The sequence below is a fragment of the Deinococcus roseus genome (assembly GCF_014646895.1).
In the GTDB taxonomy this organism is placed as follows: Bacteria; Deinococcota; Deinococci; order Deinococcales; family Deinococcaceae; genus Deinococcus_C; species Deinococcus_C roseus.
The window spans coordinates 240,424-267,108 of the sequence record NZ_BMOD01000004.1 but is presented as its reverse complement, the minus strand read 5'-3'; the positions used below and the strand labels follow the sequence as shown (position 1 = coordinate 267,108).

Below are 26,685 nucleotides of genomic sequence, written 5' to 3'. Positions count from 1 at the left end.
GGCTCAAGGAGTGACGGTCACCTGTGCCACGGCGTGCAGGTCTGTGCCTTCCAGGGTGCCCTTCACTTCAAAAGTGCCAGGGGTGCTGTATTGCACAGCGTCCACGTTCTTCCAGAGCACTTTGACTTCCTCGGTGCGGCCATCGTGTTTCTTCACGCTGACAGTGGCAGGCAGTTCAGGGGCTTTGCCCACCGGAACGTTCAGGGTCACGGGCTGGACGCTTGCAATCTGGGCATTCTGGCTGGTGTGCAGGAGCAGAATGGTGACGGAGTAAGCCGGGAAATCATAACTGAAGTGCTCTCCCACCCCGGAAAGCCTTTTGGTCACGGGTTTGACCTGATCGGGTGCTGCAAAAGAGTTCTCGTCCTGACCGGATGCTGAGGCCAGTTCGATCACATCCGCTTCGGGTTGCAGGTTGGCCATGCCGTTCAGGTTGATCTGGGTGGTCTGGGCGTTGCCTGAGGTGTTGACCACTTTCAGGATCACATCCCCGGTGTGCTGGTCCAGGGTGCTGGCGCTGTAAAGGGGTCCGGCAGAGGAAGGGGCATCCACAAGGTCATGGATCAGGGTGCCATCCAGGTAAAGTTTGATGTGGTTTTGCTGCACCTCGACCTTGATGTCGTACCAGCGGCCTTTTTCAATGGTGATGGGGGTGGCGTTGCCCAGTGTGGTTTTGACCCCACCCACGGATTTTTCCACGGCGGTGGCGGTGTTGCCCCAGCCTCCCAGGTTCCACCAGTAATAATCGTTGGTGTTTTTGCTGCCAAACCCGATCAGGAAACCCTCTGCACCGCTGTCTTTGCAGGCTTTCAGGGTCAGGGTGTAATTGTTCCAGTCCTCGCCCTGGCCCAGCAGCAATCGGGCATCGGTGAGGGTGGCACTGCTCTGTTTCAGCACGCCATCTTCAATGCTCCAGTCACCGCGGTAAGTGTTCCACTGGGCAATGCTGGTGGGGTCTGCAAAGTCGTTGTTGTAAAGCTGGTTCTGATCTGCAGGGGTGATTTTCACATCGTCAAAGCTGACTGCTGTGCTCCAGGATCCCAGCAGGATGGATCCGGTGATGGGCTGGGCAGCACTCTGGGTCTGCACCTCTTTGACCAGGGTGGTGGGAATGAGTTGCTGGCCCAGGTTGTGCTTGAACATCTGCTGCACATGGTAATTGGGGGTCAGGTACACCTGCTGGTTGTTGAACCAGATCAGGTCGGTGGTCCACTGGGTGCGGTTTTCTTTGGCCAGCAGTGGCGCGAAGGAAGCCATTTCCACCACATCCGAATTGCGCTCCAGTCCGGTCATGAAAGCCGCTTCTGCCAGGGCGCTCTCCATGTTGTTGCGCTTGCCGGTTCCGTGGGCGGCGTATTCTCCCACAAACACTTTCGGGCCAGTGCGGTCGTAGTTGTCGTAGCGGGTCACGTTGTCGTAGAACCACTGTGGAGACTGGTACATGTGTTCATCAATCAGGTCGGCTTTATGGTTCTTTTTCACCCAGTCCCAGGCCAGCTGAAAGTTGAAGTCAGAGGGGAACGCGCCAGCACTCAGCACCAGTTTGATTTCAGGGTGTTTCTGCTTTAAAACGTCGTAGAACTTCTCGTAACGGTTCAGGTAGTCCTGGCCCCAAAGTTCGTTCCCCACCCCCAGGTATTTCATGTTGAAGGGTTCGGGGTGGCCCTGGGCGGCACGGACAGCGCCCCATCTGGTGCTGACATCTCCATTGGCGTACTCGATCAGGTCCAGTGCGTCCTGAATGTAAGGCCCCAGGTCTTCTAAAGCCACCATGTCCGGGCTTCCGGTGCAGGAGGTTTGCCCTGCATACAGGATGGGAAGGGGTTCTGCCCCGATGTCTGCTGCAAGCTGGAAGTACTCCCCAAAGCCCAGACCAAAAGACTGGTAGTAACCTGGTGCCCACTGGTTGGGCTGAATTTCCCGTTCTGCAACGTCTCCAATGGTGTTTTTCCAGCGGTAGCGGTTGAAGAAAGAGCCGCCTTCCACGATGCACCCGCCAGGGAAACGCAGGAAGCCTGGTTGCAGGTTTTCCAGGGTCCGGGTCAGGTCGTCTCGCAGGCCATTGGGACGGTTCTTGAAGGTGTTTTCAGGGAACAGGGAAACCATGTCCAAATCCAGGGTGGCCGTTTCAGAGACCAGCAGGACCAGACGGGCCTCCGGGTCGGTGGTGCTTGAAGTCAGGTCGCAATTGAATTTCTGCCACTGTGCACCCACCCCTTGCACCTCGCAACTGCCGTACACCTTGCCATCCGCTCCCTGCAGTTGCGCCTGCAGGGGTCTGGACAGGGGAGCAGAACTGCGGAGATACACAGAGAAGTTGTAGCGGGCATCTTTCTGCACCGCAATCCCCCCGAAACCTGAATTGGCCAGTCCTGCACCTGCAGCCGTGACGTTCAGGCGCACATATTGCGGGTTGTGCTCGTTCAGGGGCTGATCTGATTGTCCAGAAACCTTTCCTGCCCCTCCCGATTCCGTCACCACCGTCCAGGCCGTGAGCTGGGGATCGAATTCAAAAGAGCGGTTTTTCACCAGTTCGGCGTAAACGCCCCCATCGGCTGCCTCGTTGATGTCCTCAAAGAAAATGCCATACAGGGTGGAGGGGACAGCATGAGAGGGCTGGTCTGCCTGCACGTTCAGGGTGTAAGCAGATGCACCCATGGCCCACACCACCACCTGAAAGGTTTTGCTTTCCTGAGCCGTGCCTTTTTGCACTGTGGCGGTCAGGGTGACGGTCTGGTTGGCATTTCCCTGGGCAGGACGCTTTACGGTGCCATCTGCTGCAACCACTTCTGGCTGTGAGGAAGCCCAGGTGATGGTGGTCCCAGAAGGTCCAGAGGTGGGCAGGTTCAGCCCCTCTGTTTGCTGGGAGGTGTCGCCCAGACTCAGCCATTTGCTGGTGTAGGCCACGCTCTGGGCATCGGTCATCCCTGAAGTCACCAGGGCCAGGAGTTCACTCCCGGACAGGGCATGGTCATAAATGCGGAAATCGTCAATTTTGCCATCGAAGAAGGGATCTGGGGCAAACTGGGATTTCCCGATGAAGTTCTGGTTTGTTGCCCCCAGTTTGGCGGGGTTGTTCTGCATGTTGCTGACGCTGCCTGCCTGCAATCCGTCCAGATAAAGGGTGTAAGTGTTGCCCGAAACCACCACAGCCACGTGGTGCCAGTCTCCCGTTCCAGGAAAGGGTGATCCGGTCAGCAGGTTTTCGCTGCTGCCTCTGGGAAGAATGGAAAAGCGAGGCACCCCCATGAAGTCACTCAGGGTCAGGAACATCCAGTTGTCGGTGCCCGATCCGAAATCAAACACCCGTGCCCAGGTGCCCAGACTGTCGGCATGCACCCAGGTGGCAATGGTCAGGTCGTGTTGTTTTTCCAGCAGGCCGTCCGGCAGGCGCACGTAGGCAGAGGTGCCGTTCAGGTCGATGGCCCCGCCCAGCTTTCCTGCATCTGTCCAGGAGGCCTGGCCTTCCAGGGTGCCATCGTTGCCATGCCCGGAAGCATCTGTCGCTTTGCCTGGGGTGTTCTGATCGAAAGTGTAGTGCAGCAGCATGCCGTCCTGGGAAGCTGTTTGCAGGAGGGCCGCCTGTGCTGGCATGCCATTCAAAGGTCCAAACAGGGCCACGGCCATGCTCAGGGCAGACAGGCGGGTTTTCCATTTGTGGGTGTGGTTCCAGGGGTGTTTCATCAGGATTTTCCTTTCGGGAAGCGAGATGCTATGTGAGCGCTAACAAAACGAATGGTAAAAAAAGGGCTTTTTGCTGCCATGCTCTGATCAGCAGAAAAAAGATGTCTCAGGAGAAGTAGAGCGTATTTGTGCTTCTGAACAACAAACTCCTCAAAACTGCTTTGCCGGGATGGAGCTTTGAAAACGCAGGCTGACCTGCAGAAAAAGCCTCTGGAGGCTTGTCTGGTGTTGGGGGGGCTGTTTGATTGTGAACGATAACATATTACGTAACATTGAGGAGGTCTGTCAACCACAGGTCAGACCAGGCACCAAATTCATGTCTTTGACCTGTGAATCCTTCCAGAGGCTGGCATTGCAATGGGCAGGGGATTCAGGTCGTCTATTGCTGAACACTGAACGCTGAAGGCTGATTGCTGTCTCAGGTTTTCTCCCGGTAAATGGCAATGTCCAGTTTGCGGGCCACCTGCGCCAGAATCCCCGTGAAATGCTGGGCAATGGGGGAGGTGTGCTGCCTGCGGGCCAGTTGCACCAGGGCTGTTTCCCTGAGCATGGGAGGGAGTCCCTGGATTTCCAGTTGCACCAGGGCACCCGCATCCAGTTCAGGCTGCACCAGCATTTTGGGAAAGAAACCTGCAGCCAGACCGGTGTGCACCAGATGCCGGCCCACCTCCATCGGCACATCGGCCATTTTGCGGGCCTGGGTGTTGAGGGTGTTCACAGCCATGGGCGTCACCTGCCACCAGCGTTGCTGCAAAAGCAGAGGACAGGCTTCCAGAAATGCTTCTCTGGACCACAGTTTTTTCTGGCTGAGCGGATGGTCGGGATGCACCGCCAGAATGATGGGCTCCACCATGCGCAGCAGGGGCCGCACTTCTGCCACCCCGTAATCCAGCGGAGGGTAACAGATCAGGCCCAGTTCCACCACCCCATCGTGCAATTGCTCGATGACCATCCAGTGGTCCCCTTCAAAGAGGGTGCATTGCACCTCGGGAAAGCGCTCCATGAACACCCCGCTGGACCGGGCCAGCAAATGCACGGTCAGGGAACGCAGGGCAGCCACACGCAGGGCACCTTGCTCTCCACTGGCGGCCAGTTTTGCAGCGTTCAAACCATCGTTCAGAACGGCCAGGGCACGTTTTGCATAAGGCAGAAAACTGGTGCCCCGCTCGGTCAGATGCACGGTGCGTCCACGGGTGAACACCGTCCCACCCAGGCTTTTTTCCAGTGCCTGAATTCGGGCACTGATGGTGGGCTGGGAAATGCCCAGGGCAAATGCCGCCTTGGAGAAACTTCCTTCCCGCACGATGCGCTCAAAAGCCAGCAACTGGTCGGTCTCGATCACCCTTTCATGTTAGCTTTTGTGAAGGCATTCATCCATAGAAAAAGCTGATGCATCAATTCGATTTTTTCGGGTTGAAACACATCTGGACGCTGAATATCCTTGAGTTGTCCATCACGTTTCCTGATTGACGTTTTGGCTGAGAAGGTGCAAGAAGGAGTGAACATGCACATCAGAGAGGCCCTGCGCGAAGACCTGCCGCACATCGTGGATATCTACAACTCCACCGTGGCTTCCCGCATGGTGACTGCGGATCTGGAACCCGTTTCGGTGCAAAGCCGGGAAGACTGGTTTGCGGCCCACAGTCCAGAGCACCACCCCCTTTGGGTTTTGCAGGATGGAGAACACATCGCAGGCTGGCTGAGCTTTTCGGCCTTCTATGGACGACCAGCCTACCGCCACACCGCCGAGGTCAGCATTTACCTGCACCCAGACCAGCGTGGAAAAGGACTGGGCAAGGTGCTGCTGAGAGAAGCCCTCAACCACGCTCCAGTGCTGGACTTTCACACACTGCTGGCCTTCATTTTCAGCCACAACCAGCCCAGCCTGAAACTCTTTGAAGGCATGGGTTTTGTGAAACACGGAGAACTTCCCAGAGTTGCCGTGCTGGACGGACAGGAACGCAGCCTTACCCTGCTGGGAAAACGCATCAAGGAGTGACCATGATTCAGGAATGGAATGCCGACCAGATCAAAGCCCACCTTAAAGATTTTGCTGTCCTGCTCAGGGATGCCGTGGAAGCAGGAAGCTCCATCGGGTTTGTGCTTCCCCTCCCGGAAACCGAAGTGCAGGAGTACTGGACTTCGGTGTGTGAGGCTGTTGCCTCGGGGAGCAAGCGTTTGCTGGTCGCGCTGGATGAAGGCAAGGTGGTGGGCACCGTGCAACTCAACCTGGAAAGCCGCAGCAACGGCAACCACCGTGCAGAGGTGGCCAAACTCATCGTGCTGACCAGCCACCGCCGCAGAGGAATCGGGAAAGCCCTGCTGGACGCTTTAGAAGCCCTGGCCAGAAAGTTGAACCGCCAGACCCTCTTTCTGGACACCGTGCTGGGAGACGGCGCAGAACGGCTTTACCGCTTTGCAGGCTACACCTTTGTGGGATCCATCCCTGCTTATGCCAGAAGCACCCAGGGGGTTCTGGAAGCCAACGCCATTTACTACAAGCTGCTTTCCTGAAACCAGATCCTCTATCCTGAGGCTGTGAACACCTTCCACCTTGACTTTGGGTTTCAGGTTCCAGGCAGCATTCCCATGCAGAACAGCCACAGGGTGACATGGACCGGGACCGCTGTGATGGGCATCCTGAATGCCACCCCGGACAGTTTCAGCGATGCAGGACGGCACTTTCAACTGGAAGCTGCTGTGGAGCAGGCCCGCAGGATGGTGATGGCAGGGGTGAAGGTGCTGGATGTGGGTGGAGAATCCACCCGCCCTGGCGCTGAACCTGTAGATGTGCAGGAAGAATTGCGGCGGGTGCTGCCCCTGATTGAAGCCCTGCAGGACTTTCCAGTGCTCATCAGCATCGACACGATGAAGCCTGAAGTGGCAAAAGCTGCCCTGCAGGCAGGAGCGCACATTGTCAATGATGTGACGGGCCTGCAGAATCCCCGGATGATACGGGTGTGTGCAGAAAGAGGCGTTCCAGCCATCATCATGCACATGCAGGGCAAACCCCGCACCATGCAACACCATCCCAGCTACCAGAATGTGGTGCAGGAGGTCCGGGACTTTTTGTTCCAGCAAGCAGAAAAGGCTTTGCAGCAAGGTGTTCTTTCGGTGATGCTGGATCCAGGCATTGGTTTTGGCAAGACCCTGCAACACAACCTCACCCTGATCCGTTCCCTGTCTGGGCTTGCCCCTCATCCCGTGCTGCTGGGCGCTTCCAGAAAGAAGCTGATTGATGTGCTGGCAGGTGTTCCAGACGCAAAAGACCGCGATCCTGGCAGCATTGCCCTGCACCTGTATGGCGCAGAGCAGGGGGCAGCCATGGTGCGGGTTCACGATGCAGAATCCCACCTTCAGGCCCTGAAAGTCTGGAATGCACTGAAAGAATAGATTACATCCTGGACAGGATTTTTGTTTTTTCCTCAACGTGGCTACAGCTTTTCCCAAGGAAAAATTCAGGAAAAATCAAACCTTGATTAAAGATTTTCCCCGGTTTTTTCACGGTTGTGTCGGCGTGGGCAGGTAAGGTGAGGGCATGAAAAGACACACCTTCGTATTAGGCGCTCTCGCCGCAACCGCACTGACCACCGCACTTGCCGCCCCCATGATCAGCCCCCAGCGCATCATCGTCAACCCCGTTCCCACGGAATTGAAAGTGGATGTCTGGACTGACAAGACTGGCACCGATCCTGACTACCGCCCTGGCGACCAGATCAAGATCTACACCAAAGTCACCCAGGATGCCTACGTGTACCTGTTCAACGTGGACCCCACCGGTCACGTGGACCTGATCCTGCCCAACAAGTACGCCGGTGGTGCCAACTTCATCAAAGCCAACGTCACCAAAGTGTTCCCTGATGCCAACGACGGCTTCACCTTCGACATTGCTGCTCCTTACGGCCGCAACAAGGTGCTGGCCCTGGCCAGCAAGACCGCCCTGGACCTCAACACCCTTGCCAAGTTTGAATCCCAGCAGAGCTTTGCCGATGTGAGCGCCACCGGCCAGAAACAACTGGCCCAGAAACTCTCCATCATCGTCAAACCCCTCCCTCAGGACAAGTGGATCACCGATACTGCGTTCTACGACGTGGTGAAGTAAGTCCTCTAAAACTTAACCCCCAGAGAAACCCCGGTATAGGGGTTTCTCTTTTTGGTGTGGTTTTGAAGGTCTGTGGAAAAAGCAAAACCTTCGGCTGACTGCTGATCCCTGACCGCTGATATACAATCCTTGTGTATGCAGTATTCCAACGCCGCCCGAACTGCTTTTCAGCATGCCCGTGAAGAAGCCCATGCCCTCGGGCATTATGAAGTCCTGATGGAACACCTGCTGCTGGGATTGCTGCGGGAAAAATACCCCTTCCAGACCCTGCTCACCGATTATGGCTTCACCCTGGACATCCTGCGCAAACGCCTGACCCGCATTTTCCCACCTGCCACGAAGCGGGACCAGGCCTCCATCAGCATGTCCAGTGGGGTGCGTGAGGTCATGGAAACCGCTTCGGTGGTGGCAAAAGAACTGAACAGTCCTGACATCCTGCCCGAACACCTGTTGATCAGCGCACTGGAAGCCCTGCACAACCGCCCCATCTTTGACGGCCTCAACGATGAGGGGCTGCGTGCTGCCATCCGCTACCATTACTCAGCAGAGAAAGTGGCTCCGGTGCTGTCCAACCAGCCTCTGGGAAAAGTGGTGCTCTCCGGGCTGGAGTTCCATGGGCGGCATGGCGTTTACCAGGAAGAAACCCGACTGGGAGCACGGTTTGTGGTGGATGCAGAGCTCGGCTTCGATTACGCTGGCATTCCCGACCATGTTGATTCCACCATCGACTATGAAAAGGTCTACCGCACCGTGCAGGACGAGGTGACGGCCAAAAGCTACTACCTGATCGAGGTGCTGGCCAACAGCATTGCAGACCGCCTGATGATGGAGCAGCCCAAATTGCAGAAACTGCTGATCCGGGTGCACAAACCCCACGCCCCGCTTCCTGGCGTCTTCCGTGACGTGTATGCAGAAGTGGAGCGCAGAAGATGAGCCTTGCATTGATTGCTCTGGGAGGCAACCTGGGAGATGTGGTCTCCAACTTCCAGTTTGCCCTGGACTGGCTGGACGAACTGGGCACCGTGCAGGGCAAATCCAGTTTGTACCGCACGGTGCCTGTGGGTGTGACAGACGCCCAGGAAGATTACCTGAATGCTGTGGTTTCCCTGGAAACCACCCTCTCTGCAGAAGAACTGCTGGAAGAACTCCTCAGCATTGAACACGCCAGAGGCCGGGAGCGTTTCATCAAGAACGGTGCCCGCACCCTGGATCTGGATTTGCTGGCCTATGGAGATCTGGTCTTGCAAACCGAACAGCTGACTTTGCCCCACCCCCGCATGTGGGAACGGGCTTTTGTGCTCAAACCCCTGCATGACATCCTGCCCGACTGGGTGCACCCTGTGCACAAACAGGCCGTCTGGGAAGCCGTTGCAGGTCTGGAACTGGAAGGCATAGAACTGGAAGCCGAAGTCTGGTGACCTTCAGCCCTCCAAAACAAATCCTCCCCTGATGGCAGGGGAGGAAAGCGCAGCGTGAGCAAGCGAGGTGGGTTGGAAATCAGATCACAAACTCGCCCTGACGCATCACCGGTTCACGGCTGCCATCGGGCAGGATGCCGTCCACATCCATGTCGTCGCTGCCGACCATGAAGTCCACGTGGATCAGGCTTTCGTTGCCGCCACGGGCCTTGAATTCCTCGGTGGTGAGGTCCACGCCGCCGTGCATGTTGTGGCGGTAGGCGCTGCCCAGCGCAATGTGGCACACGGCGTTTTCGTCATACAGGGTATTGTAGAAGAAGATGCCAGAACGGTTGATGGGGCTGGAGGTGGGCACCAGGGCCACTTCTCCCAGGCGGGATGCACCTTCATCGGTGGCCAGCAGTTTTCTGAGGGCATCTTCCCCCTGTTCGGCCTTGAAGTCCACCACTTTGCCGTCTTTGAAGGTGATTTCAAAGCCGTCCATCAATTGCCCCATGTAGGTGAGGGGTTTGGTGCTCTTGACCACCCCATCCACTTTGTCACGGTGGGGGAGGGTGAACACCTCTTCGGTGGGGATGTTGGCACAGAAGGGATCACCGGCGCGGTTGGGGTTCTGGGCACTCTCCCAGTAATGGCCTTCTGGCAGGCCCACCGTCAGGTCGGTGGCTGCGCTCTTGAAGTGCAGGGCAGTGTAGTTCTTGCTGTTCAGGGTTCTGGCGCGGTGGTCCAGGGCCTTGATGTGCTCTTTCCAGGCGTCCAGACCGTTGGGCAGGTCTGAGCGGGTGGCCGCAAAGATGGCATCCCACAGCTTGTCCTGGCGCTCCTCTTCAGGGGCATCCGGGAAAACAGAATTGGCCCAGCTTGCGATGGGTGCGCTGATCAGGGTCCAGCTGAAAGCATTGACCTGCACCATCTCCAGGTAAGGTTTGCGGGACTTGCTGAAGGCCAGATTGTACTTGCTGACTTTTTCAGGGTCCTGGCCTTTGAGCAGGCTGGGATCGGTGGCCCGGATGGCCAGGATGGGATCTCCAGCCTGGGCGTATTCCAGTTGCACGCTCATGGGCAGGCTGGACACTTCATCGAAGTTGTCGGCGGTGGAGTGCTGGAAACGGCTGAGCTGCACAGCGTCATCGGTCCACATCACATCGACCAGACGGGCTCCGGCTTTGTAGGCTTCTTCGACCACCAGACGGGCCAGGGGGGCAGTGTCCACGGGGCTGAGGACCAGCAGGCGCTGTCCTTGTTTCAGGCCGATGCCGATTTTCACGGCAATCTCGGCGTAATTGCGCAATTTGTCCTCAAAGGTCAACATACGCCCACAGTTTAACCTGCCTAGAGGACTGCTCGAATATAGGCCATTTAGCAGATTTGACCTGGGTTCAAGAAGAAACAGCCTGTGGTTTTGCAGTTTTTGGTTTGCAGCATGGGCATTCTTTTGATTTCTTTCAGGTCAAAGGTGGCTGGTCAATTGAAATCCCAGAACTGCAGGTTGCTGACCGGCTCGCCTCTGCGCAGGAAGGGCACATTCAATCCCAGCACGCGGTAATTGCCTTTGACCGCAGCCCGCACCAGGGAACGCAACGGAACGTCGTCTCCATAGAGGGTGCGGGCAAACTGGATTTCTTCCAGAATGTTCAGGGTTTTTCCGCTTCCGGTGCTGTCCGTTCCAAGGCCAATCTCCACACCATGCTGGGCAAAGAGGGGCCAGTTGAACACCCCACACTCCAGGGCCCGGTTGCTTCTGGGACAGGTCACCACCGGGCATCCCGCTGCTGCAATCAGGCGAATGTCCGATGCATTGACGTTCACCACATGAATCAGGGTGGGCCGGAATTTCAGCACATCCAGCAATTGCAGGTGTTCCACAATGGTGGGTCCGCTGGCATGTCCCAGAATGTCTGCACTTTTCTGACCAGACCAGCCTTCCACAGCACGGGCCAGATCTCCGGTGCCTGAGGTGTGAAATTCCAGTTCGCTGGGGTGTTCTGCAACATGAATTTGCATGGGAAAGCCTTCTGAATCTGCAAATTGACACAGCAGTTTCATCAGCTTGCCTGAAACCGTGTGTGGGGTGTGGGGACTCAGGCCCACCTTCATGCCCCCTGAGTGTTCCAGCTTGCGCCATTTCCTCAGGCGTTCCACAGTCGCGTGAAAGATGCCTTCTGCATGCTCTGGATTCACTCCGATGACTTCCCAGTAAGCCACACCCTGAGCCGTTTCATGTTGCAGCAGGCTTTCCATCACCTGCTCATCGGTCACAATGTCTCCGACTTTGCGTGAAGTCTGGGAAAGACCATGCAGGGCTGCCTCCAGGTTGCGCCCACCGTTTCTGGAAAAAGAGATGACCTCCGGAATCCAGGCTGGATAGGGCTTCTCAATGTATGGCATGCGACTCAGGTCCAGGTGGGTGTGGGCATTTGCGGGTTCTGGCGCAATCACGGCATGGTGCCCGGAAAACACCGCCTGGGGATACATCCGTTGCAACTCTTCAGGGGTTCCCGTTGCCACGATCAATTCGTCAGAGAGCACGATGGCCCCATTGTTGCGGGGGGTGCCCATCCCCGAATACAGCACATCAGAGGTGTACAGCCTGAGTTGCATCAGGGGTTCTCCTGAACCGCCTGCCAGGCCCACTGGATCAGGCTGGGGGCAATGCTGCGCCCGGTGAGGAATTTCAGCTGGTGGCTGAGCCTCAGGACCTCCAGTTGAGTGCTGTCCCACATGTGCGCCCCGTCCTGTGCAATGGTCTGGGCGTACACACCTGAAATGTCCATCACCTGATGGTAGGGCTGGAAGCGCAGTTTCCCCACATCTTCAGTGATGATCAGCAAATCCTGCTGCTCCATGAAAGAGGCAAAACTGTAACCACCCACCACCAGAGGATATTTTTCAATGCCTGCGGGCACCACCTTCAGCAGTTCTTCGGACTCTGACATGCTCTTGGCGGCCAGCATCACCGAGACAAACCCCAGGCGGGCCAGTTGCAGGGCCACCCTGGCCCTGAAGTTCCCGCCAATCACCATCAATCTGGCCCCTGCAGAACGGTAACCGCTGTTTTCCATCCACTGAAAGAGGCTGTCTTCCAGGGTGTGGGTGGCATCAAATCCACCTCCCAGACTGCTGAGGGTGTCGATGCGGCCCACATGACGGGCTTCCACACCCACCCGCGCACAGTAAGGGAAGTAAGATTCACTGAATTCCTCACTGATCAGGCCACCCGCATAACCCAGGGTGGACAGGCTTTGCAGGACACTGCTGGGATGGGTCTGGGGCAGGGTGTGGGGCACCAGTTGCAGGTGACTTTCTTCAAAGACACGCCTGAGCACTTCGGAAAGCTCAGCAGGGTGGGGGCCAATCAGGGCAACAGGCTTCATTTGCATTTACTTTATCAGGGATTTCCGCTCTTTTTGCTGGGTTTTCTTTGTTTTTGCAGGAGGCGCATCAAACGCTGAAAAGGGCCAGCTGGCCCCTTTCAGCGGGGTGAGCATCAGAGCACGTCTTCAGCCGTGCCACGCATCTTGAGGTTGATGCGGCGTTTTCTGGCCTGCAGCATTTTGCGCACCATGGGGGCCAGTGGGCTGAGGTCCAGTTCGTAGGCTGGATACCACAGTTTGAAACCCCCAAAATTCTCTTTCATTTTGTAAACCCCAAAGGAATGCTTGTCTTCGGCCAGTTTGGCCGGTATGCCCCAGAAGTCAAAAAACTCATAACCACGGTGTTTGGCGTCCAGCATGGCATTCCAGTAAAAGGCAGTGGGGGCTTTGACATCTTTGTAGGGCTCGCCTTCGGGGGTCAGGCGGTCATCCCGGATGGAGCCTCCATACAGGTAATAGGTGCCTTTGCCCACCGCCACAAAGAAACCTCCTGCCAGGGCTTTTCCTTCATGGCGGGCAAGCACGACATAAGCCTCACTGTGCTTGCCCTGCATGCTTTGCAGCATGGTGGTGTAGTACTTTTTGGGGTATTGCCCCAGCTTGGCCCGCTGGTTGGTGGCCTCAAAAATCTCCCAGAACGCATCAAAATCATCGTCCCGTCCAGCCACTGTGCCCAGTTTCTGGGCGGTCTTGACGTTTCTGCGGGCCATCTGGTGCAGGTTTTTCAGCAGTTCATCTTCGCTGAGGCGCAAGTCCACAGCGATGGTGTGCTCGGGTTGCTCCACCTTGCCTCTTTTCCAGATGCCCAGGCTTTCTGGGATCACGGCGACCTGTGGATCGGTGCTGGGAATGGGCTTGGGGGGTTCAATTTTGATGCTCAGATCGGTGGGTCTGGCAAAGCTGCGAATGGCCTTTGGAAGGTCCAGCAGGTCATCGGGGTTTTCAAACACCGGACCACGTGGCACATACAGCAAACTGAAACCTGCCACCAGAGGCTTTCTGAGCAACTGGATGGCCCCCACGGTTTTGCCTTGCTTCTCAATCAAAAAACGGTGGGCTTCTTGCCCCAGGGATTTGCGGGCCTCACCAAAACCCCAGGTTTGCAGGGGGCTGGTGTAGGGGAGGGTGGCAACCACCTCGTCATAGGCATCTCGGGAAGGAGCTTCAATCAAACGCAAACTGGACACGACCCAGAGTGTAGCAAAGCCGGGTGAGAGAAGCCAAAGGTTCAGGACGAGGTGTTTTTGTGTGCTCTGATTGTGCTTTTTTCTGGTGCTGCTCTGGGAGCACAGAAGAATTTGGGTGCCCTGCTGCCTTCTTGATCGGGCAGAGCATCCATTTGGTGCCAAAACTGCTTTCCAAGCTCATCTTTCTTTGATAAGGTGAGGTGAAATGAAAAAACATCTGATCACATTGACGCTGGCCTTGGCAGGTTTTGGCTTCGCTCAGGACGCCGCTCCCACCCCCGCACCTGAAACCCCAGCAGCACCCACTGTGGAAATCCCCAAAGACCCCAATGCAGTGGCTGCCACCTATGGTGATCAGGAATTGACCCTGGCAGAATTTGAAAACGAGTATCAGGCTTATGCAGGCCGTTTGCTCAACCAGCAGGGCATGGCTGCCACCCCTGAAAATTTCAGATACTTTGATGCCTACCGTGAACAGATCCTGCAAGATGTGGTGCAGCAAATTGTGGCTGCCGACCTCGCCAACCAGATGGGTTACGGTGCAGACCCTGCAATTGTGGATGCCCAGATCCAGCAAATCAAAGCAGGTTTCCAGGATGAGGCTGCTTACCAGCAGGCCGTCAAGGATGCTGGCATCCGCGACGAAGACTTCCTGAAAGAACTGATCGCCCGTGATCTTTCCACCCAGAACTGGATCAGAAGCCTGTCTGAGCGGGCAGAGATTTCTGACAATGCCCTGATGTTCCTGTACACCCTGGACAAAGCCAAATTCAACCGCTCTGCCCAGGCCTGTGTGCGCCACATCCTGGTGCAAACCCCTGAAATTGCAGCCACCACCAAAGACCGTCTGGACAAAGGCGAAGATTTTGCTGCAGTGGCCAAAGAAGTTTCCCAGGACCCTGGCAGCGCTGCTCAGGGCGGAGACCTGGGCTGCTTTGCCAAAGGTGAAACCGTTCCCGAGTTTGACAAGGCTTCCTTCGAGGGACCCATTGGACAGCTGCAACAGGTGACCACCCAGTTCGGAACCCACCTGCTGGTGGTGGACAAGCGCACCGACGCAGGTGTGGTGCCTTTTGAAGAAGCCAAAACCGAACTGGCTGCCAGCTTGAAAGACCGTGCAGCATACAAAATCATGCAGTCCCAGCTTGCCAAGGTGGAAGTGGACCTGAATGAAGATGTGGTCCATGTGGACGCTCCTGCTCCTGCTGAAACCGATCCTTCCGTGGCTCCTGCCACCGATGATGGCATGGGAGACATGGACATGGGCGAAGACATGGACATGGGCGAAGACATGGACATGGGTGAAGAAGAAACCCCTCCTGCTCCCTGAACGTCTGGGATCTTTTGGATGCCTGGAAGCGTAACAGAGGGTAGAGGTGCAAGATGAAGAAAACCATGGTTGCTTTTGCAGTGGTGGCTCTGGCCCTGGTCGGCTGCCGCAGTGAAACCCAGAACCAATTGAGGCGCCAGGTGCTGGATTTTGCCAACACCAAGCAGTACATCACCCTGTACAGCTATGACGGCAAGGAGATTTTCAATGGCGTGGTGGATGGCAAAGTCACCCGTGCAGAGATTGAACAGAGCAGTGGCAGTTATGTGTACTGGTTTGATGAAAAAGGCCGTTACCACCAGACCACCATGCCTTATCTGGTGTCCACCTATGACCGCAAGCAGCAATAATCTGTTCTGCAAACGGGTTTGAAGGATTGAGGACCAAACAGCATCCAAAGAAGTGCTAACATGGCTGGGCAGAAGCAATTTTGCCCAGCCATCTTTTTGCCCCATCTCTTCTTGATGGTGGCTTTGTTTACCACTGAGATCTTATGGCCAGAACTGTCAATCCCAGAGCCGAAAAACAGAGACGCACCCACATCATCCAGGCGGCGTACCATGCCATTTACCAGCGCGGGTATGCCAGCGTGACCCTGGCAGACATTGCCCAGCAAGCCGGGGTGGCCAAGGGCACCCTGGTGTATTACTTTGGCAGCAAGGAAGTGCTGTTCAAAGAGGTGCTGCAGCGTTTTGTGCGCACCATCACGGTGGCCACCACCCGTGCTGTCCGGCAGCAGGACAGCACAGAGGACCGCCTGAGGGTGTTTGTGGAAAACCAGTTTTATGGGCTGCTGAACACCCGCAGGTTTTACACGGTGTACCTGGATTTTCTTTCTGCCAGCACCAAAGTGTATGAGCTGCGCCTGCTGACCCAGTTGCTCTTTGACAACACCGACATGCTCAAGGTGGGCATTGCCCGCACCCCAGAGCAGGCCAAATTGATGCGAGCAGTGCTGGACGGTCTGGCCATTCAGTTCCTGTTTGACGATCAGGCGGACCTGACCCAGTACCGGGAAGAGTGCATTCGGGCCATGCAGGCCATCTTGACCCTGAACTGAAAGCAGGGTTGGGTCCCTTGTGTGCAGGAGTTGTGTGTGGGTCAGTTGTGTACAGGTCAGTTGTGTACAGGTCAGTTGTGTACAGGGACCTCTGTCCCTGTGGAGGGCTTGCAGTCTTTCGTACAGTCTGAATGTGGGATCCTGTGTTGCTTAAAGGATGGAATGGCAGATTCCATTCTGATGGTGTAGCCTGAGAACGCGAGCAGGCTGACATTCGGTATTGCACCAGGCTTTTTGATGCATGGGCATTTCTGGAGACAGGAAAGCCAGCAGGACAGGTGCACTGCATCTGTTTTTGCAGGAGTCAATAGGAGGACATATGAACCGTTTTGCTGTACACATCACGATTTTCACGTTGCTGCTGGTGGGGGGTGGGTATGTTGCCTATCAGTCTGGCGTGCGTGACAGTGGACATGCTGTGGAAGCCAGCCACGATGAAAAAGGACTTCCCAGCCCTGAAGAAGCCCAGGATTCTTCTGAGGCAGGCACCACCGTCAAGCATGATGAAACTGCTTCTGAAGATCCCGGCAAGGAAAGCGATACCGAAGGCCATGCTGAGGCAGACCAGCCCCAGGATCAGGCCGCCGACAACGCCACCAACGACCAGTCCAAACCCGACACGGCTCCTGCAGAAACCGTGGGCACCCAGGAAGATGATCCTGAGCGCCAGACCCCTGGCACCCCTGCCAGCGGAGATGTCATCAACAACACGGGCAACAACCCTGAGAGCAACGGTGGTGCTGCAACCCAGGCCAGCGGAGATGCCACCAAAGGCAAAGAGGTCTTCAACAACTGCGCAGGTTGCCACGGAGCCAATGCCGAGGGTGGATTTGGTCCCAAACTGGCAGGTGTGGTGGGCAAGTGGAGCCTGGAAGGGTTCAAAACGGCTTTGCGTGAGGGGAAAACCCCTGAAGGCAAGACCCTCAATGCACCCATGCCAAAGTTTCCTGCCAGCCAGGTCAGCGACGAACAGGTGGCAGACCTGCATGCTTTCCTGAGCACCCTGCAGTAAATCCGGTCTGAAGCCCTTCCTCCCCGCGAGAAGCGGGGTTTTTTGCTCATGGGTCACATTTGTGAGCATGCTAACGTGAACACTGATGACATCATCGAACCAGCTGGAACTGAAAGCCTCCGGGCTTTATAAATCTTACGGAAAACGAACTGTGGTGGGCGGAGTGGACCTCAACATCAAACGGGGCGAGATTGTTGCTTTGTTTGGTCCCAACGGTGCAGGCAAAACCACCACTTTTTACATGATGGTGGGTTTTGTGCGTCCCAATGGAGGCCGGATCACCCTGAAGGGGGAGGACATCACCAGTCTGGCCATGCACCACCGTGCCAAGAAAGGTCTGGGGTACTTGCCCCAGGAGCCCAGTGCTTTCAGGAAAATGACGGCCAGAGACAACCTGCTGGCCATTCTGGAATTTCAGGATTTGTCCCGTCAGGATCAGGAAAACCGGGCTGATGCCCTGCTGGAAGAATTTGGCCTCACCAAACTGGCCTCTTCTTACGCTTACCAGCTTTCTGGAGGAGAGCGCCGCCGTCTGGAGATTGCCCGTGCCCTGACCACCGACCCGGATTTCATTTTGCTGGATGAGCCTTTTACCGGTGTGGATCCCAAGTCGGTGGCAGAAATCCAGCGTCTGGTCAAAGAACTGCGGGAAAGGCGAGGGCTGGGTGTGTTCATCACCGACCATGCTGTGCGTGAAACCATGGCCCTGTGTGACCGGGTTTACCTGATGTACGACGGTCAGGTGAGGTTCCAGGGAACCCCCGAGGAATTTGCCCGCGATGACAGTGCCCGCAGGCATTATCTGGGTGAGAACTTCGAACTCTAAGAGGAGGACAAAATGCTCTGGGTGCTCCTCGTTTTTGTGGTGTTGCTTGCCGGTCTGATTGCCTACGTTGCAGACAACGTGGCCAGACGGGTGGGGCGGCGTCACATCCGTCTTTTTGGATTGCGTCCCAAAACCACCGCCCTGATTTACGCTGTGGCCACCGGCATGGGAATCAGTTTTCTCAGCATGCTGGGTTTTGCCCTGATCAACCAGCAGGCCATCATCACCATCAGCAAGGCTGAGCAGTACCGCAAGGAATTGCAGCAGTTGCAAACCCAGATTGCTCCGCTCAGAAAAAACAAACTGGAGCTGGAAGCTGCCCTCAAAGACACCCAGGACAATGTGGTGCGCCTCAGCAATGAACGCGGCGAGGCCCTCAAAGCCCGGGATGGCCTGAAGAAGGAATCCGATGCCCTCAAAGGTGAGGTCAGCGAACTCAAAGAATACCGGGTGGCCCTGGAGGCCCAGAACCAGAAGCTGAATTCCCGTGCAGATGCCCTTTTTCAGCAGGGACAGCAACTTGAGCAGAGCATTCGGGAACTGGAAATCAAGAGCACCAATTTGGAAGCCCAGAACAAGAAACTGCGCAGCAATTACGAAAAACTGGTGGGTGACCTGACCACAGAGCGCCAGCAGTACCAGAAAATTCAGGGACAGTACCAGCAAGCGGTCAGCCAGTATCAGGCTGCCCAGTTGCAGGTCAAGCAGATCAGCCCCACCATTGAAGCCCTCAAAGGCGAACAGCGCAACCTGAAAAAAGAGAACGATTCCCTCAAGAAAGCCCGGCAAGCCGCCCAGGGTGAGGTGAGCGGGTTGCAGTACCTGAGGGCCCAACTGATCAAGGAATCCGAGGACCTCAAGAAAGACAACAACCAGTTGCGGGCTTCCCTGAAACAGATGACCCAGGAAATTGCTTCCCTGAAAGCCGAGTCTTCTGACCTGAAAGTCAGCCTGGACCAGCAGCGCACCGAACTGGAAGCCAGACGCACCCAGGATGCCATTTTTGAGAAGGGCGACCTGGTGTTTCAGGGGGTTTATCAGGCCACAGAAGGCAAGGATGCCCTGGACCGGGCCATCCGGCAGGCCGAACTGAAAGCCATTTCCAAAGGGGCCAGAGGCAAACCAGACGCTTTGCTGGTGGGAGAAGATCAGGTGTCCGATCTTTCCCAGAACCTGCGTGGCATTTCTGGAGAGGTGCTGGTGGTGATTCGGGCCACCAACAACCAGATCAAGGGTTTTCCGGTCAGCGCAGAAATGCAGGTGCTGGAAAACAAAGTGCTGTATGCCAGCGAGCAGCCCATCCGTTCCCGTTTGATCAATGTGGGTCCCACAGGGGTCAAAACCAACCGTGAACTCACCCAGTTTTTGCAAACCCTGGCCCTGGACACCATCAAAGCCTTGCAAGATCAGGGAATTCCGCTGGAAAACCTTCCAGGGGGTTTGACCACTGCGGACACCGTCAACATGGTCAACAGCCTGAAAACCCTGAAGGGAAGTGTGCTGGTCGGCATGGTTTCCCGTTCCGATGTGAAGCCAGGCAGCAAAGTGACCCTTTACCCCAGAATTTTGCGCTGACCCATCCAGAAAAGCTGGGCAACAAAACCAACAAAGAAAAGCTCTGGACTTGTGCCAGAGCTCTTTTTCTCGGGATTGCCAGTGTTTCAGGTTTGTCAGGATTAAAAGAAAGATCCCAGACGGAAGTGCCATTTGCCTGTGGGATTGACAGGACTGAAACCATAATCCAGACGGATGGCGGGCAGCAGGAAACTGGAGGTTCCCAGGTTGATCTGTACCCCCAGGCCGTAACCCCAGTTGAGTTTGAATTCGTTGGATTTGGTCCAGGCATCGCCCACATCCACGAAAGCCACGCCGTACAGGCCCTGAGAAAACGCAGTGGAAATGCCAGTGTTGTACCTCAACTCGGTGCCTGCGGTGAAGTAGTTGCTGCCTGTGAAGGCCCTGCTGTCGTAGCCTCTGAGGGTGTAGCGGTCTGAAGGTTCGCTGCCCCCCACGATGAAGGTGCGGGATTCCGGAGCACTTCCCAGAATGGTTCCAGCATTGGCCCTGAGGGCCACAGCAAATTGATCCGAGCCGTTTTCCAGTTTGTCTCCAAAACCAAAATAGGTGCGTGCCCCTCCGGTCAGTTGCCACCAGTTCAGGCGGTTGCTGCCCACATAACCGAAACCATAAGAGGCTCCCAGATTGGCCCTGAATCCTGAGCCAGGAAATTCAGGCAGGTTGACATTGTCGTAGCTCAGGCTGCTGTAGATCTGGCTGTTCTGTCCATTTGGAGGAAAGCTGGCCAGCAGGTCCGGGTCGTTGTCTGGAAGGCCAGCTTCTCCTGTGGCCCGTCTTTCCAGGTAAGTCTGGGTCCACTCCATGCTGTATCCCAGAGAAACCCGCAGGTCGGGTGTGAGGGGACGGCCCACATTGACACTGAAGCCTGTTGCCCGTTCAGAGTACTGCCTGCCGGTGTCTTCTTTGTCGGTGCTGTTGGGAACGGGTTTCTTGATGGACAGATTGGGGGTCACCGTGGTGTACACAGAAACCGAAGCACTGGTGGGGGTGGTGGCAAAATCCAGGAAATCAAAATCCAGCCAGGGAATGGAGTAACTGAGCTGGGCATTGAGGGGTTGGTTGGCTTCATTGAGGGTGGCGCTGACCTGGGCACTGGCACTGTGTCCAGTCCCGAAGAAGTTGTTGTCTTCATAGGCCACGCTGCCACTCCAGCCTCCACCCAGGCTGTTGTATTCAATGGCTGGACTGAAATAGCGGTTGCTGTTTTCTGTCAGTTTCAGCACGAAGATGGCACTGTTGGGGTCTTCAGGATTGACTTTGGTCAGCACTTCAGGAGGACTGACATACCCTGTGCGAATCAGTTTTTCCAGGCTCTTGTTGAAGATGTCTTTGTTGAAAGCACTGCCTGCAGGAGGAAGCTCACGCAGCACCAGACGCTCCTGGCTGCGGTGTTCCCCTTTCCATTCCAGTTCATATCCTGCGATTTTCAATTCACGCAGGTTGAAAGTGAGGGTGGTGCCATCAAAATCGATGGGGTTGGGCTGGGTGACCAGCTCAAAACCCTTTTCCCGGTAGGCCCGTTGCATGGCCAGGTAGTCGTTCTGGGCAAGCTCCAGGTTGAACAGGTCGCCTGTGTGAAGGCGCAACAGGGGCCGCAATTCCTCTTCGGTGAGGGCGGTTTCGTTGTTGATGACGATTTTTTCAATTTTTCCAGTGGCCTGGTCTTCCAGTTTGAAGCTGACATTGACCACGGTTGGGTTCTGGGCACTGGGGGTGTATTGCACGCTGATGTATTTGCCAAGTCGGTTTCCCTGCACCCTGACATCGTCCAGCAGTTTGTTGGTGTTCAGGAAATCACCAGGTTTGCTGCTGAGCTCCACCCCTTCGCCCAGGCTGCTGGTGTCAATGTTGCCAATTTTCAGTTCCCGAATGGGGATGGTCAGCACATTGGAGACCAGTTCAACGCCAGTGGGGCTGGGTCCGCTGCCCTGGTAGCCTTTGCGAGAATACAGGTTGGCAATGTTTTGCATGGCCTGCTGGTAGGCAGTCAGGGTGAAGGTCTTGGCTTGCACCAGGGGGGCCACAGCTTGTTGCAGTTCTTCTTCGGTCACCAGGGTGTTTCCAGAGAATTTGACACTGTCCAGAGGAGCTGTTTCATCAATGGTGTAGGTGAGAATGACCTCATCACCATCTGCGATGAGGTCTGTTTGCACTTTGGGTGAAAACGGCAGTCCTGCCTGTTTGTATCCATCGGCAAGAATCTGTCTGGATTGATCCACACGCAGGGTGTTAAGGGTGGTGCCAGCCGCAATGTTCAGTCGGTTTTCCAGCAACGCACGAATCTGGCTTTCCTGAACAGCAGTGTTGCCTTTGATTTCGACTTTGCTGATGGTGGGATTGGGCACCACCTGCACCAGCAGAATGGTCTGTCCGTTTTCCTCGATCAGGCTGGCTTCAACACTCTTGAAAAACCCCAGCCCTTCCACTGCAAGTTCTGCCAGTTTGGGATCCACTTTGCTGATGGGATCTCCAACCATGAAAGGCAATTCAATTTTGATCAGGCTGGTGAGCAGATCGTCTGCCCCTTGAACACGAATTTCACTGATGGTTCCCTGCTGTTGCGCCAGTGCGGGAACACTGAGCAAGGCCAGAGTGAGTGCCAGTCGTTTGCGCATGCTTCCTCCGTATGTCTCTATCTACTATTCCTTAATAGTGTAGTGAGAAGCGTGAATGGTGGGGCCAGAAGGGTGAGAGGGGCACTTCACAAAGGCTTAACCACCCGTGAAGATGAAAGACAGCTTGTTGGTGGGGTGGGCATTGCAGAAAACAAAACCATTCCTTTTGAAGGATATAGGTTTTTGCATGAAAATCATCAGCCCTGTTGCTGAAAGGCCAGGAAATTCCCCATGCAGTTGCATGAAGTGGGACTTGACAGCTGGTGTAGACTACCGGTATGGACCGATCCCACCTGTTTTCATCTTTCCAGGAAAGGGGCATGGCGCAGCAAGGTGGAACACGCTGTGGTCAGGAGGTGCAAATTGCAATTGCCTGTTTTGTTGCAGGACATTGAACGTTGTGCCAGGGCTGTGGACCGTGACCCTGCAAGTGTGCGTCTGATTGCTGTCAGCAAAGGCCAGCCTGTGGCTGAAATCCGAGACAAAGTGCTGAAGTTTGGACACCATGTTCTGGCAGAAAACCGGGGTCAGGAACTGCGGGACAAACTCAGGGAACTCCCTGATCCCCAGCTGGAATGGCATTTCATTGGTCCGATCCAGAGCAACAAGATCAAATACCTTTCCCAGGTGCACATGATTCACACCCTGGAGGATGCCAGTCAGGCCACCGAACTGGCCAGACATGCTGCAAAATGGGGAAGGGCACCCAAATTGCTCATTCAGGTGCATAATGGTGAGGTGCAAAAGCACGGCTGTCCTCCCGCTGAAGTCCCGGCATTGCTGAAGACCACACGGGAACTGGGTCTGGACGTGGAAGGCCTGATGGTGATGGCCCCGTACGACCAGCCTGAAGCGGCCAGACAGGTGTTTCGCCAGGTTGCAGACCTCAACGCCAAACTGGGCCTCAGGGAACTGAGCATGGGCATGAGTGACGATTATCCCCACGCCATTGAGGCCGGTTCTACGCTCATCCGGATAGGGAGTGCCATTTTTCTATGAACATCACACCGTTCGACATTCGCAGTCAGGAATTTTCGGGTGCCGTCAGTGGCTACAACCGCCGGGAAGTCAAACAGTTTCTGGAGAACCTCTCGGGCGAATATGAACAGATGCTGGTGAACGCCAACGACCTGCAGACCCGCATCCAGCATCTGGAAGTGCAGCTGGGGCAGTTGCGTTCTGGGGAAGATGACCTGAAGCGTGCCGTGATTTCTGCAGGCCAGATTGCCCACCAGATGAAGGAAAATGCCCAGCGTGAGGCGGAAATCATCAAACGTGAAGCGGAAGCCATCCGTGAACAGGCCGAAAGGGATGCCCAGGCTTACCTGGACCAGGCCCGCAAGCGTGCCGATGAAATCCTCAGGGAGGCCAACCTGGAGCGGGACCGCATGTACTCTGAAGCCCACTCCAGGGTGCAGGAAATGCAGACCGGTCTGGAGCAGGTCAAGTCCGAAAAAGCCCAGTTTCTGGCCCAGTACCGGGCCATGCTGAAGGCCTTCCTGGAATTGAGTGCAAAACACCCAGAGTAACCCTTCTGGATTTCCGAGGGCTTGCTTTAAAGTGGCGCTTCGGGCGTCACTTTTTGTTGTGGGCATCGTTTTGGGTGCAGAGGTGTGGGCCTGCATCAAAAAGCATGCTTTCTGAAAAGCCCATTTGGCACGGATGAAAAGGATTTTCTTTGCTTGTGAAACAGGGGTTTCTCAATTGACGGATCAAAAAGGCAGTGTTAGTATGTCGGTGAACAAAGCAACCATCCCAGAAACTGCCACGAGGTTTTGCAACTGCCGTCAAAATCGTGTGGCCGCTTTGCTCACCTGAAGGAGGAGAAAGCATGAAAAAGTGGATGTCCATGATTGGAATCGCTTCATTGACCCTGGCCCTGGGTCAGGCTGCTGCTCAAGGTGTCACCCTGACGATTGCATGTGGAGCGGTCGGCCAGGAACTGGAAATGTGCAAAACAGGGGTGGCCGCATGGGCCAAAAAGACCGGCAACACCGTCAAGGTCTTTGAATCCCCCAACCTCACCAACGACCGTCTGGCCCTCTACCAGCAGCAACTCGCTGCCAAGAGCGACACCATCGATGTCTACCAGATTGACGTGGTCTGGCCTGGCATTCTCTACAACCACTTCGTCGACCTGAAAGGCAAAGTGCCTGCCAGCGAAATCGACGATCACTTCCCTGCCATCATCGATGCCAACACCGTGGGCAGCAAACTGGTGGCCATCCCCTGGTTCACCGATGCCGGTCTGCTGTATTACCGCACCGATCTGCTGCAGAAGTATGGCTACAAGTCTGCTCCCAAAACCTGGAGCGAACTGGCCACCATGGCCGTCAAGATCCAGAACGGTGAGAGAAAAGCCAACAAGAGCTTTCAGGGCTTTGTCTTCCAGGGCAAAGACTACGAAGGCCTCACCTGTGATGCCCTCGAGTGGATTTACTCTTATGGGGGTGGCACCATTGTCGACAAGAACGGCAAAGTGACCATCAACAATGTGTATGCCCGTCAAGCCCTGACACAGGCTGCCAGCTGGGTGAAGAAAATCGCTCCCGAAGGCGTGACCACCTACGCTGAAGAAGATGCCCGCGGCATCTTCCAGTCCGGCAACGCTGCTTTCATGCGCAACTGGCCCTACGCCTGGTCTCTCGGACAGGGCGAGGACAGCAAAGTCAAAGGCAAGATCGGTGTTGCTCCGCTGCCCAGAGGAGGCAACAACGGCAAGAATGCGGCAACGCTGGGTGGCTGGCAACTGGCGGTGTCCAGTTACAGCAAAAACCAGGCTGCTGCCATCGAACTGGTGCGCTACCTGGCGGGTCCCGAAGAGCAGAAGCGCCGTGCGATTGAGGCTTCTTACAACCCCACCATCAAGTCTCTTTACCAGGACAAAGACGTGCTGAAGGCCAACCCCTTCTTCGGCAGCCTGTACAACGTGTTCACCAGCGCTGTGGCCCGTCCTTCCGGCGTGACCGGACTGAAGTACAACCAGGTCTCCCAGGCCTTCTCCGGCGCTGTTCACAATGCCCTCACGGGCAAACAGACCCCTGCTGCCGTCCTGAAGCAACTGGAAAGCGACCTCAACCGCATCAAAGGTCGTGGCTGGTAATCCCAGAACGCGAATCAAAAAGGGGCCCTGCAAAGGGCTTCTTTTTGTTGCCTTTTTGTTTCAGGGTTTTGGTGTAAACAAAACACTTTTTCAGGTCTGATGGATCACGCCCCATAAGTTCTCAGGGCTTTCTGCACAGGGTCCATATGCATTGATCAATCTTGTGTATACAGTATACAAAGAGTTAGCATGGATGCATGACACGACCTCTGCTTGCCCACCTTCAGCAGGAAACAGAGACCCTGAAAGACACCGGGTATTACAAAAATGAACACCAGATCAAAAGCCCCCAGCGTGCCGACATCCAGTTGCAAGACGGACGCCACGTCCTGAACTTCTGTGCCAACAACTACCTGGGTCTGGCAGATGATGGGCGCATCATCGAGAAAGCCGCCCAGGCCCTCTCTGAGTACGGTTTTGGCATGGCCAGTGTGCGCTTCATCTGTGGTACCCAGACCATTCACAAAGACCTGGAACGGCGGGTCAGTGCTTTTCTGGGTACGGAAGACACCATCCTGTACACCAGTTGTTTTGATGCCAACGGCGGCCTCTTCGAGACCATCCTGTCCGAGCAGGACGCCGTCATCTCCGATGAACTGAACCACGCTTCCATCATTGACGGGGTCAGGCTTTGCAAGGCCAGACGTTTCAGGTACAAAAACAATGACATGCAGGATCTGGAGGCTCAGCTTCAGGCGGCAGAAGCTGCAGGAGCACGCTTCAAGCTGATTGCCACCGATGGGGTGTTCAGCATGGACGGCACCATTGCAAATTTGCAGGGCATCTGCGATCTGGCCGAAAAATACGATGCCTACGTGATGGTGGACGACAGCCACGCTGTGGGTTTCATCGGAGAAAATGGCCGGGGCACCCCCGAATTCTGCGGGGTGTCTGACCGCGTGGACATCTACACCGGGACTTTTGGCAAAGCCCTGGGAGGAGCCAGTGGCGGTTACACCTCTGGTCGCAAGGAAATTGTGGAATGGCTGCGCCAGCGTTCCAGACCCTACCTGTTCTCCAATTCGGTGGCCCCCAACATTGTGGCTGCCACCCTTGCCACCCTGGACATTCTGGAAACCGAAGGCAAAGCCCTGAGGGCCAAACTGCAGGCCAACAGCCAGCTTTTCCGCAAAGAGATGACTGCCCTGGGCTTTGATCTGGTTCCGGGAGAGCACCCCATCATTCCCGTGATGCTGGGAGACGCTGTGCTGGCAGGCAACATGGCAAAAGAGATGCTGGACCTGGGGGTGTATGTGGTGGGGTTCAGTTTCCCGGTGGTCCCCAGAGGAAAGGCCCGCATTCGCACCCAGATGAGTGCAGGCCATGAAACCGAACACATTGAGCGTGCTGTGAAAGCCTTTGAGCAGGCAGGCAAAAAGGTGGGTGCCATATGACA

At 55.8% G+C, this 26,685-nt stretch carries 23 protein-coding genes; 16 read left to right on the top strand and 7 right to left on the bottom strand.

The genetic code is table 11. The annotated features are described in order from the left end of the window. Positions 1–3 precede the first annotated feature (3 nt). A complete protein-coding gene (locus IEY52_RS08365; protein ID WP_189002217.1) occupies positions 4–3,684 on the bottom strand; it encodes an alpha-L-arabinofuranosidase family protein in 3,681 nt (1,226 codons plus the stop codon). Between the two features lie 418 nt (positions 3,685–4,102). Then, positions 4,103–5,026: a LysR family transcriptional regulator gene (locus IEY52_RS08360; RefSeq protein WP_189002216.1), complete on the bottom strand. Its 924-nt coding sequence runs from the start codon at positions 5,024–5,026 to the stop codon at positions 4,103–4,105. A 162-nt stretch (positions 5,027–5,188) separates the two neighbouring features. Here IEY52_RS08360 and IEY52_RS08355 point away from each other — a divergent pair, with 162 nt between their 5' ends. The 6 genes from IEY52_RS08355 (at position 5,189) to folK (ending at position 9,204) form a co-directional block, all read left to right on the top strand. Then, positions 5,189–5,683 (top strand): GNAT family N-acetyltransferase, encoded by a 495-nt coding sequence (locus tag IEY52_RS08355; RefSeq protein ID WP_189002215.1) that lies wholly within the window; start codon positions 5,189–5,191, stop codon positions 5,681–5,683. Between the two features lie 2 nt (positions 5,684–5,685). Continuing rightward, the gene (locus IEY52_RS08350) at positions 5,686–6,198 is read left to right on the top strand and encodes a GNAT family N-acetyltransferase (protein WP_189002214.1); all 513 of its coding nucleotides are present in this window, start codon (positions 5,686–5,688) and stop codon (positions 6,196–6,198) included. A 24-nt stretch (positions 6,199–6,222) separates the two neighbouring features. Then, positions 6,223–7,077: a dihydropteroate synthase gene (gene folP / locus IEY52_RS08345; RefSeq protein WP_373289843.1), complete on the top strand. Its 855-nt coding sequence runs from the start codon at positions 6,223–6,225 to the stop codon at positions 7,075–7,077. Between the two features lie 145 nt (positions 7,078–7,222). Next, a complete protein-coding gene (locus IEY52_RS08340) occupies positions 7,223–7,786 on the top strand; it encodes a DUF4384 domain-containing protein (protein WP_189002213.1) in 564 nt (187 codons plus the stop codon). A 135-nt stretch (positions 7,787–7,921) separates the two neighbouring features. Then, positions 7,922–8,719 carry a dihydroneopterin aldolase gene (folB, locus tag IEY52_RS27035; RefSeq protein ID WP_189002212.1) on the top strand — a complete coding sequence of 266 codons (798 nt, stop codon included), beginning with the start codon at positions 7,922–7,924 and terminating at the stop codon, positions 8,717–8,719. Next, positions 8,716–9,204 (top strand): 2-amino-4-hydroxy-6-hydroxymethyldihydropteridine diphosphokinase, encoded by a 489-nt coding sequence (folK, locus tag IEY52_RS08330; RefSeq protein ID WP_189002211.1) that lies wholly within the window; start codon positions 8,716–8,718, stop codon positions 9,202–9,204. Before folB ends, folK begins: the two co-directional genes overlap by 4 nt. Positions 9,205–9,283: 79 nt before the next feature. On the opposite strand, the gene IEY52_RS08325 is transcribed toward folK, so the two are convergent. The 4 genes from IEY52_RS08325 to IEY52_RS08310 form a co-directional block, all read right to left on the bottom strand. Continuing rightward, on the bottom strand, positions 9,284–10,516 hold the full coding sequence (locus IEY52_RS08325) for an aminopeptidase (RefSeq protein ID WP_189002210.1): 1,233 nt from the start codon (positions 10,514–10,516) through the stop codon (positions 9,284–9,286). 152 nt (positions 10,517–10,668) lie between these two features. Continuing rightward, positions 10,669–11,805, bottom strand: a complete 1,137-nt coding sequence (locus tag IEY52_RS08320) for an amidohydrolase family protein (RefSeq protein WP_189002209.1) — start codon at positions 11,803–11,805, stop codon at positions 10,669–10,671. Further along, a complete protein-coding gene (locus IEY52_RS08315) occupies positions 11,805–12,578 on the bottom strand; it encodes a hypothetical protein (RefSeq protein ID WP_189002208.1) in 774 nt (257 codons plus the stop codon). Before IEY52_RS08315 ends, IEY52_RS08320 begins: the two co-directional genes overlap by 1 nt. Positions 12,579–12,691: 113 nt before the next feature. Further along, on the bottom strand, positions 12,692–13,765 hold the full coding sequence (locus tag IEY52_RS08310) for a lipid II:glycine glycyltransferase FemX (protein ID WP_308425000.1): 1,074 nt from the start codon (positions 13,763–13,765) through the stop codon (positions 12,692–12,694). Positions 13,766–13,970: 205 nt separating this feature from the next. Between IEY52_RS08310 and IEY52_RS08305 the strand changes: the two genes are divergently transcribed. From IEY52_RS08305 to IEY52_RS08280, 6 genes are all read left to right on the top strand, one after another. After that, the gene (locus tag IEY52_RS08305) at positions 13,971–15,095 is read left to right on the top strand and encodes a peptidylprolyl isomerase (RefSeq protein ID WP_189002207.1); all 1,125 of its coding nucleotides are present in this window, start codon (positions 13,971–13,973) and stop codon (positions 15,093–15,095) included. A gap of 53 nt (positions 15,096–15,148) precedes the next feature. Continuing rightward, positions 15,149–15,445 carry a hypothetical protein gene (locus tag IEY52_RS08300; RefSeq protein ID WP_189002206.1) on the top strand — a complete coding sequence of 99 codons (297 nt, stop codon included), beginning with the start codon at positions 15,149–15,151 and terminating at the stop codon, positions 15,443–15,445. Between the two features lie 143 nt (positions 15,446–15,588). Then, a complete protein-coding gene (locus IEY52_RS08295) occupies positions 15,589–16,155 on the top strand; it encodes a TetR/AcrR family transcriptional regulator (RefSeq protein WP_189002205.1) in 567 nt (188 codons plus the stop codon). 319 nt (positions 16,156–16,474) lie between these two features. Then, complete coding sequence (locus IEY52_RS08290) at positions 16,475–17,167, top strand: c-type cytochrome (RefSeq protein ID WP_189002204.1); 693 nt, start codon at positions 16,475–16,477, stop codon at positions 17,165–17,167. Positions 17,168–17,252: 85 nt separating this feature from the next. Further along, positions 17,253–17,993, top strand: a complete 741-nt coding sequence (gene lptB / locus IEY52_RS08285) for an LPS export ABC transporter ATP-binding protein (RefSeq protein WP_189002203.1) — start codon at positions 17,253–17,255, stop codon at positions 17,991–17,993. A gap of 12 nt (positions 17,994–18,005) precedes the next feature. Continuing rightward, on the top strand, positions 18,006–19,568 hold the full coding sequence (locus IEY52_RS08280) for a DUF3084 domain-containing protein (protein ID WP_189002202.1): 1,563 nt from the start codon (positions 18,006–18,008) through the stop codon (positions 19,566–19,568). Positions 19,569–19,669: 101 nt separating this feature from the next. On the opposite strand, the gene IEY52_RS27185 is transcribed toward IEY52_RS08280, so the two are convergent. Then, positions 19,670–22,186 carry a BamA/OMP85 family outer membrane protein gene (locus IEY52_RS27185; RefSeq protein WP_189002201.1) on the bottom strand — a complete coding sequence of 839 codons (2,517 nt, stop codon included), beginning with the start codon at positions 22,184–22,186 and terminating at the stop codon, positions 19,670–19,672. Between the two features lie 231 nt (positions 22,187–22,417). Here IEY52_RS27185 and IEY52_RS08270 point away from each other — a divergent pair, with 231 nt between their 5' ends. The 4 genes from IEY52_RS08270 to IEY52_RS08255 all read left to right on the top strand — a co-directional run bounded on the left by IEY52_RS08270 (position 22,418) and on the right by IEY52_RS08255 (position 26,683). Continuing rightward, positions 22,418–23,185, top strand: a complete 768-nt coding sequence (locus IEY52_RS08270; protein WP_189002200.1) for a YggS family pyridoxal phosphate-dependent enzyme — start codon at positions 22,418–22,420, stop codon at positions 23,183–23,185. Beyond that, a complete protein-coding gene (locus IEY52_RS08265; protein ID WP_189002199.1) occupies positions 23,182–23,715 on the top strand; it encodes a DivIVA domain-containing protein in 534 nt (177 codons plus the stop codon). Before IEY52_RS08270 ends, IEY52_RS08265 begins: the two co-directional genes overlap by 4 nt. A 302-nt stretch (positions 23,716–24,017) precedes the next feature. Beyond that, the gene (locus tag IEY52_RS08260; RefSeq protein ID WP_189002198.1) at positions 24,018–25,289 is read left to right on the top strand and encodes an ABC transporter substrate-binding protein; all 1,272 of its coding nucleotides are present in this window, start codon (positions 24,018–24,020) and stop codon (positions 25,287–25,289) included. 197 nt (positions 25,290–25,486) lie between these two features. Beyond that, positions 25,487–26,683: a glycine C-acetyltransferase gene (locus IEY52_RS08255; RefSeq protein ID WP_189002197.1), complete on the top strand. Its 1,197-nt coding sequence runs from the start codon at positions 25,487–25,489 to the stop codon at positions 26,681–26,683. The last annotated feature ends 2 nt before the right edge of the window (positions 26,684–26,685 follow it).

Excerpts from the sequence above, each read along its gene's own strand:
- folK (WP_189002211.1), top strand. The coding sequence starts at position 8,716 with ATGAGCCTTGCATTGATTGCTCTGGGAGGCAACCTGGGAGATGTGGTC.
- IEY52_RS08270 (WP_189002200.1), top strand. The coding sequence starts at position 22,418 with ATGCAGTTGCATGAAGTGGGACTTGACAGCTGGTGTAGACTACCGGTA.
- IEY52_RS08265 (WP_189002199.1), top strand. The coding sequence starts at position 23,182 with ATGAACATCACACCGTTCGACATTCGCAGTCAGGAATTTTCGGGTGCC.
- IEY52_RS08340 (WP_189002213.1), top strand. The coding sequence starts at position 7,223 with ATGAAAAGACACACCTTCGTATTAGGCGCTCTCGCCGCAACCGCACTG.
- IEY52_RS08315 (WP_189002208.1), bottom strand. The coding sequence starts at position 12,578 with ATGAAGCCTGTTGCCCTGATTGGCCCCCACCCTGCTGAGCTTTCCGAA.
- folB (WP_189002212.1), top strand. The coding sequence starts at position 7,922 with ATGCAGTATTCCAACGCCGCCCGAACTGCTTTTCAGCATGCCCGTGAA.
- IEY52_RS08295 (WP_189002205.1), top strand. The coding sequence starts at position 15,589 with ATGGCCAGAACTGTCAATCCCAGAGCCGAAAAACAGAGACGCACCCAC.
- lptB (WP_189002203.1), top strand. The coding sequence starts at position 17,253 with ATGACATCATCGAACCAGCTGGAACTGAAAGCCTCCGGGCTTTATAAA.
- IEY52_RS08355 (WP_189002215.1), top strand. The coding sequence starts at position 5,189 with ATGCACATCAGAGAGGCCCTGCGCGAAGACCTGCCGCACATCGTGGAT.
- IEY52_RS08305 (WP_189002207.1), top strand. The coding sequence starts at position 13,971 with ATGAAAAAACATCTGATCACATTGACGCTGGCCTTGGCAGGTTTTGGC.
- IEY52_RS08260 (WP_189002198.1), top strand. The coding sequence starts at position 24,018 with ATGAAAAAGTGGATGTCCATGATTGGAATCGCTTCATTGACCCTGGCC.
- IEY52_RS08325 (WP_189002210.1), bottom strand. The coding sequence starts at position 10,516 with ATGTTGACCTTTGAGGACAAATTGCGCAATTACGCCGAGATTGCCGTG.
- IEY52_RS27185 (WP_189002201.1), bottom strand. The coding sequence starts at position 22,186 with ATGCGCAAACGACTGGCACTCACTCTGGCCTTGCTCAGTGTTCCCGCA.
- IEY52_RS08350 (WP_189002214.1), top strand. The coding sequence starts at position 5,686 with ATGATTCAGGAATGGAATGCCGACCAGATCAAAGCCCACCTTAAAGAT.
- IEY52_RS08300 (WP_189002206.1), top strand. The coding sequence starts at position 15,149 with ATGAAGAAAACCATGGTTGCTTTTGCAGTGGTGGCTCTGGCCCTGGTC.
- IEY52_RS08320 (WP_189002209.1), bottom strand. The coding sequence starts at position 11,805 with ATGCAACTCAGGCTGTACACCTCTGATGTGCTGTATTCGGGGATGGGC.
- IEY52_RS08280 (WP_189002202.1), top strand. The coding sequence starts at position 18,006 with ATGCTCTGGGTGCTCCTCGTTTTTGTGGTGTTGCTTGCCGGTCTGATT.
- IEY52_RS08255 (WP_189002197.1), top strand. The coding sequence starts at position 25,487 with ATGACACGACCTCTGCTTGCCCACCTTCAGCAGGAAACAGAGACCCTG.
- IEY52_RS08290 (WP_189002204.1), top strand. The coding sequence starts at position 16,475 with ATGAACCGTTTTGCTGTACACATCACGATTTTCACGTTGCTGCTGGTG.
- IEY52_RS08365 (WP_189002217.1), bottom strand. The coding sequence starts at position 3,684 with ATGAAACACCCCTGGAACCACACCCACAAATGGAAAACCCGCCTGTCT.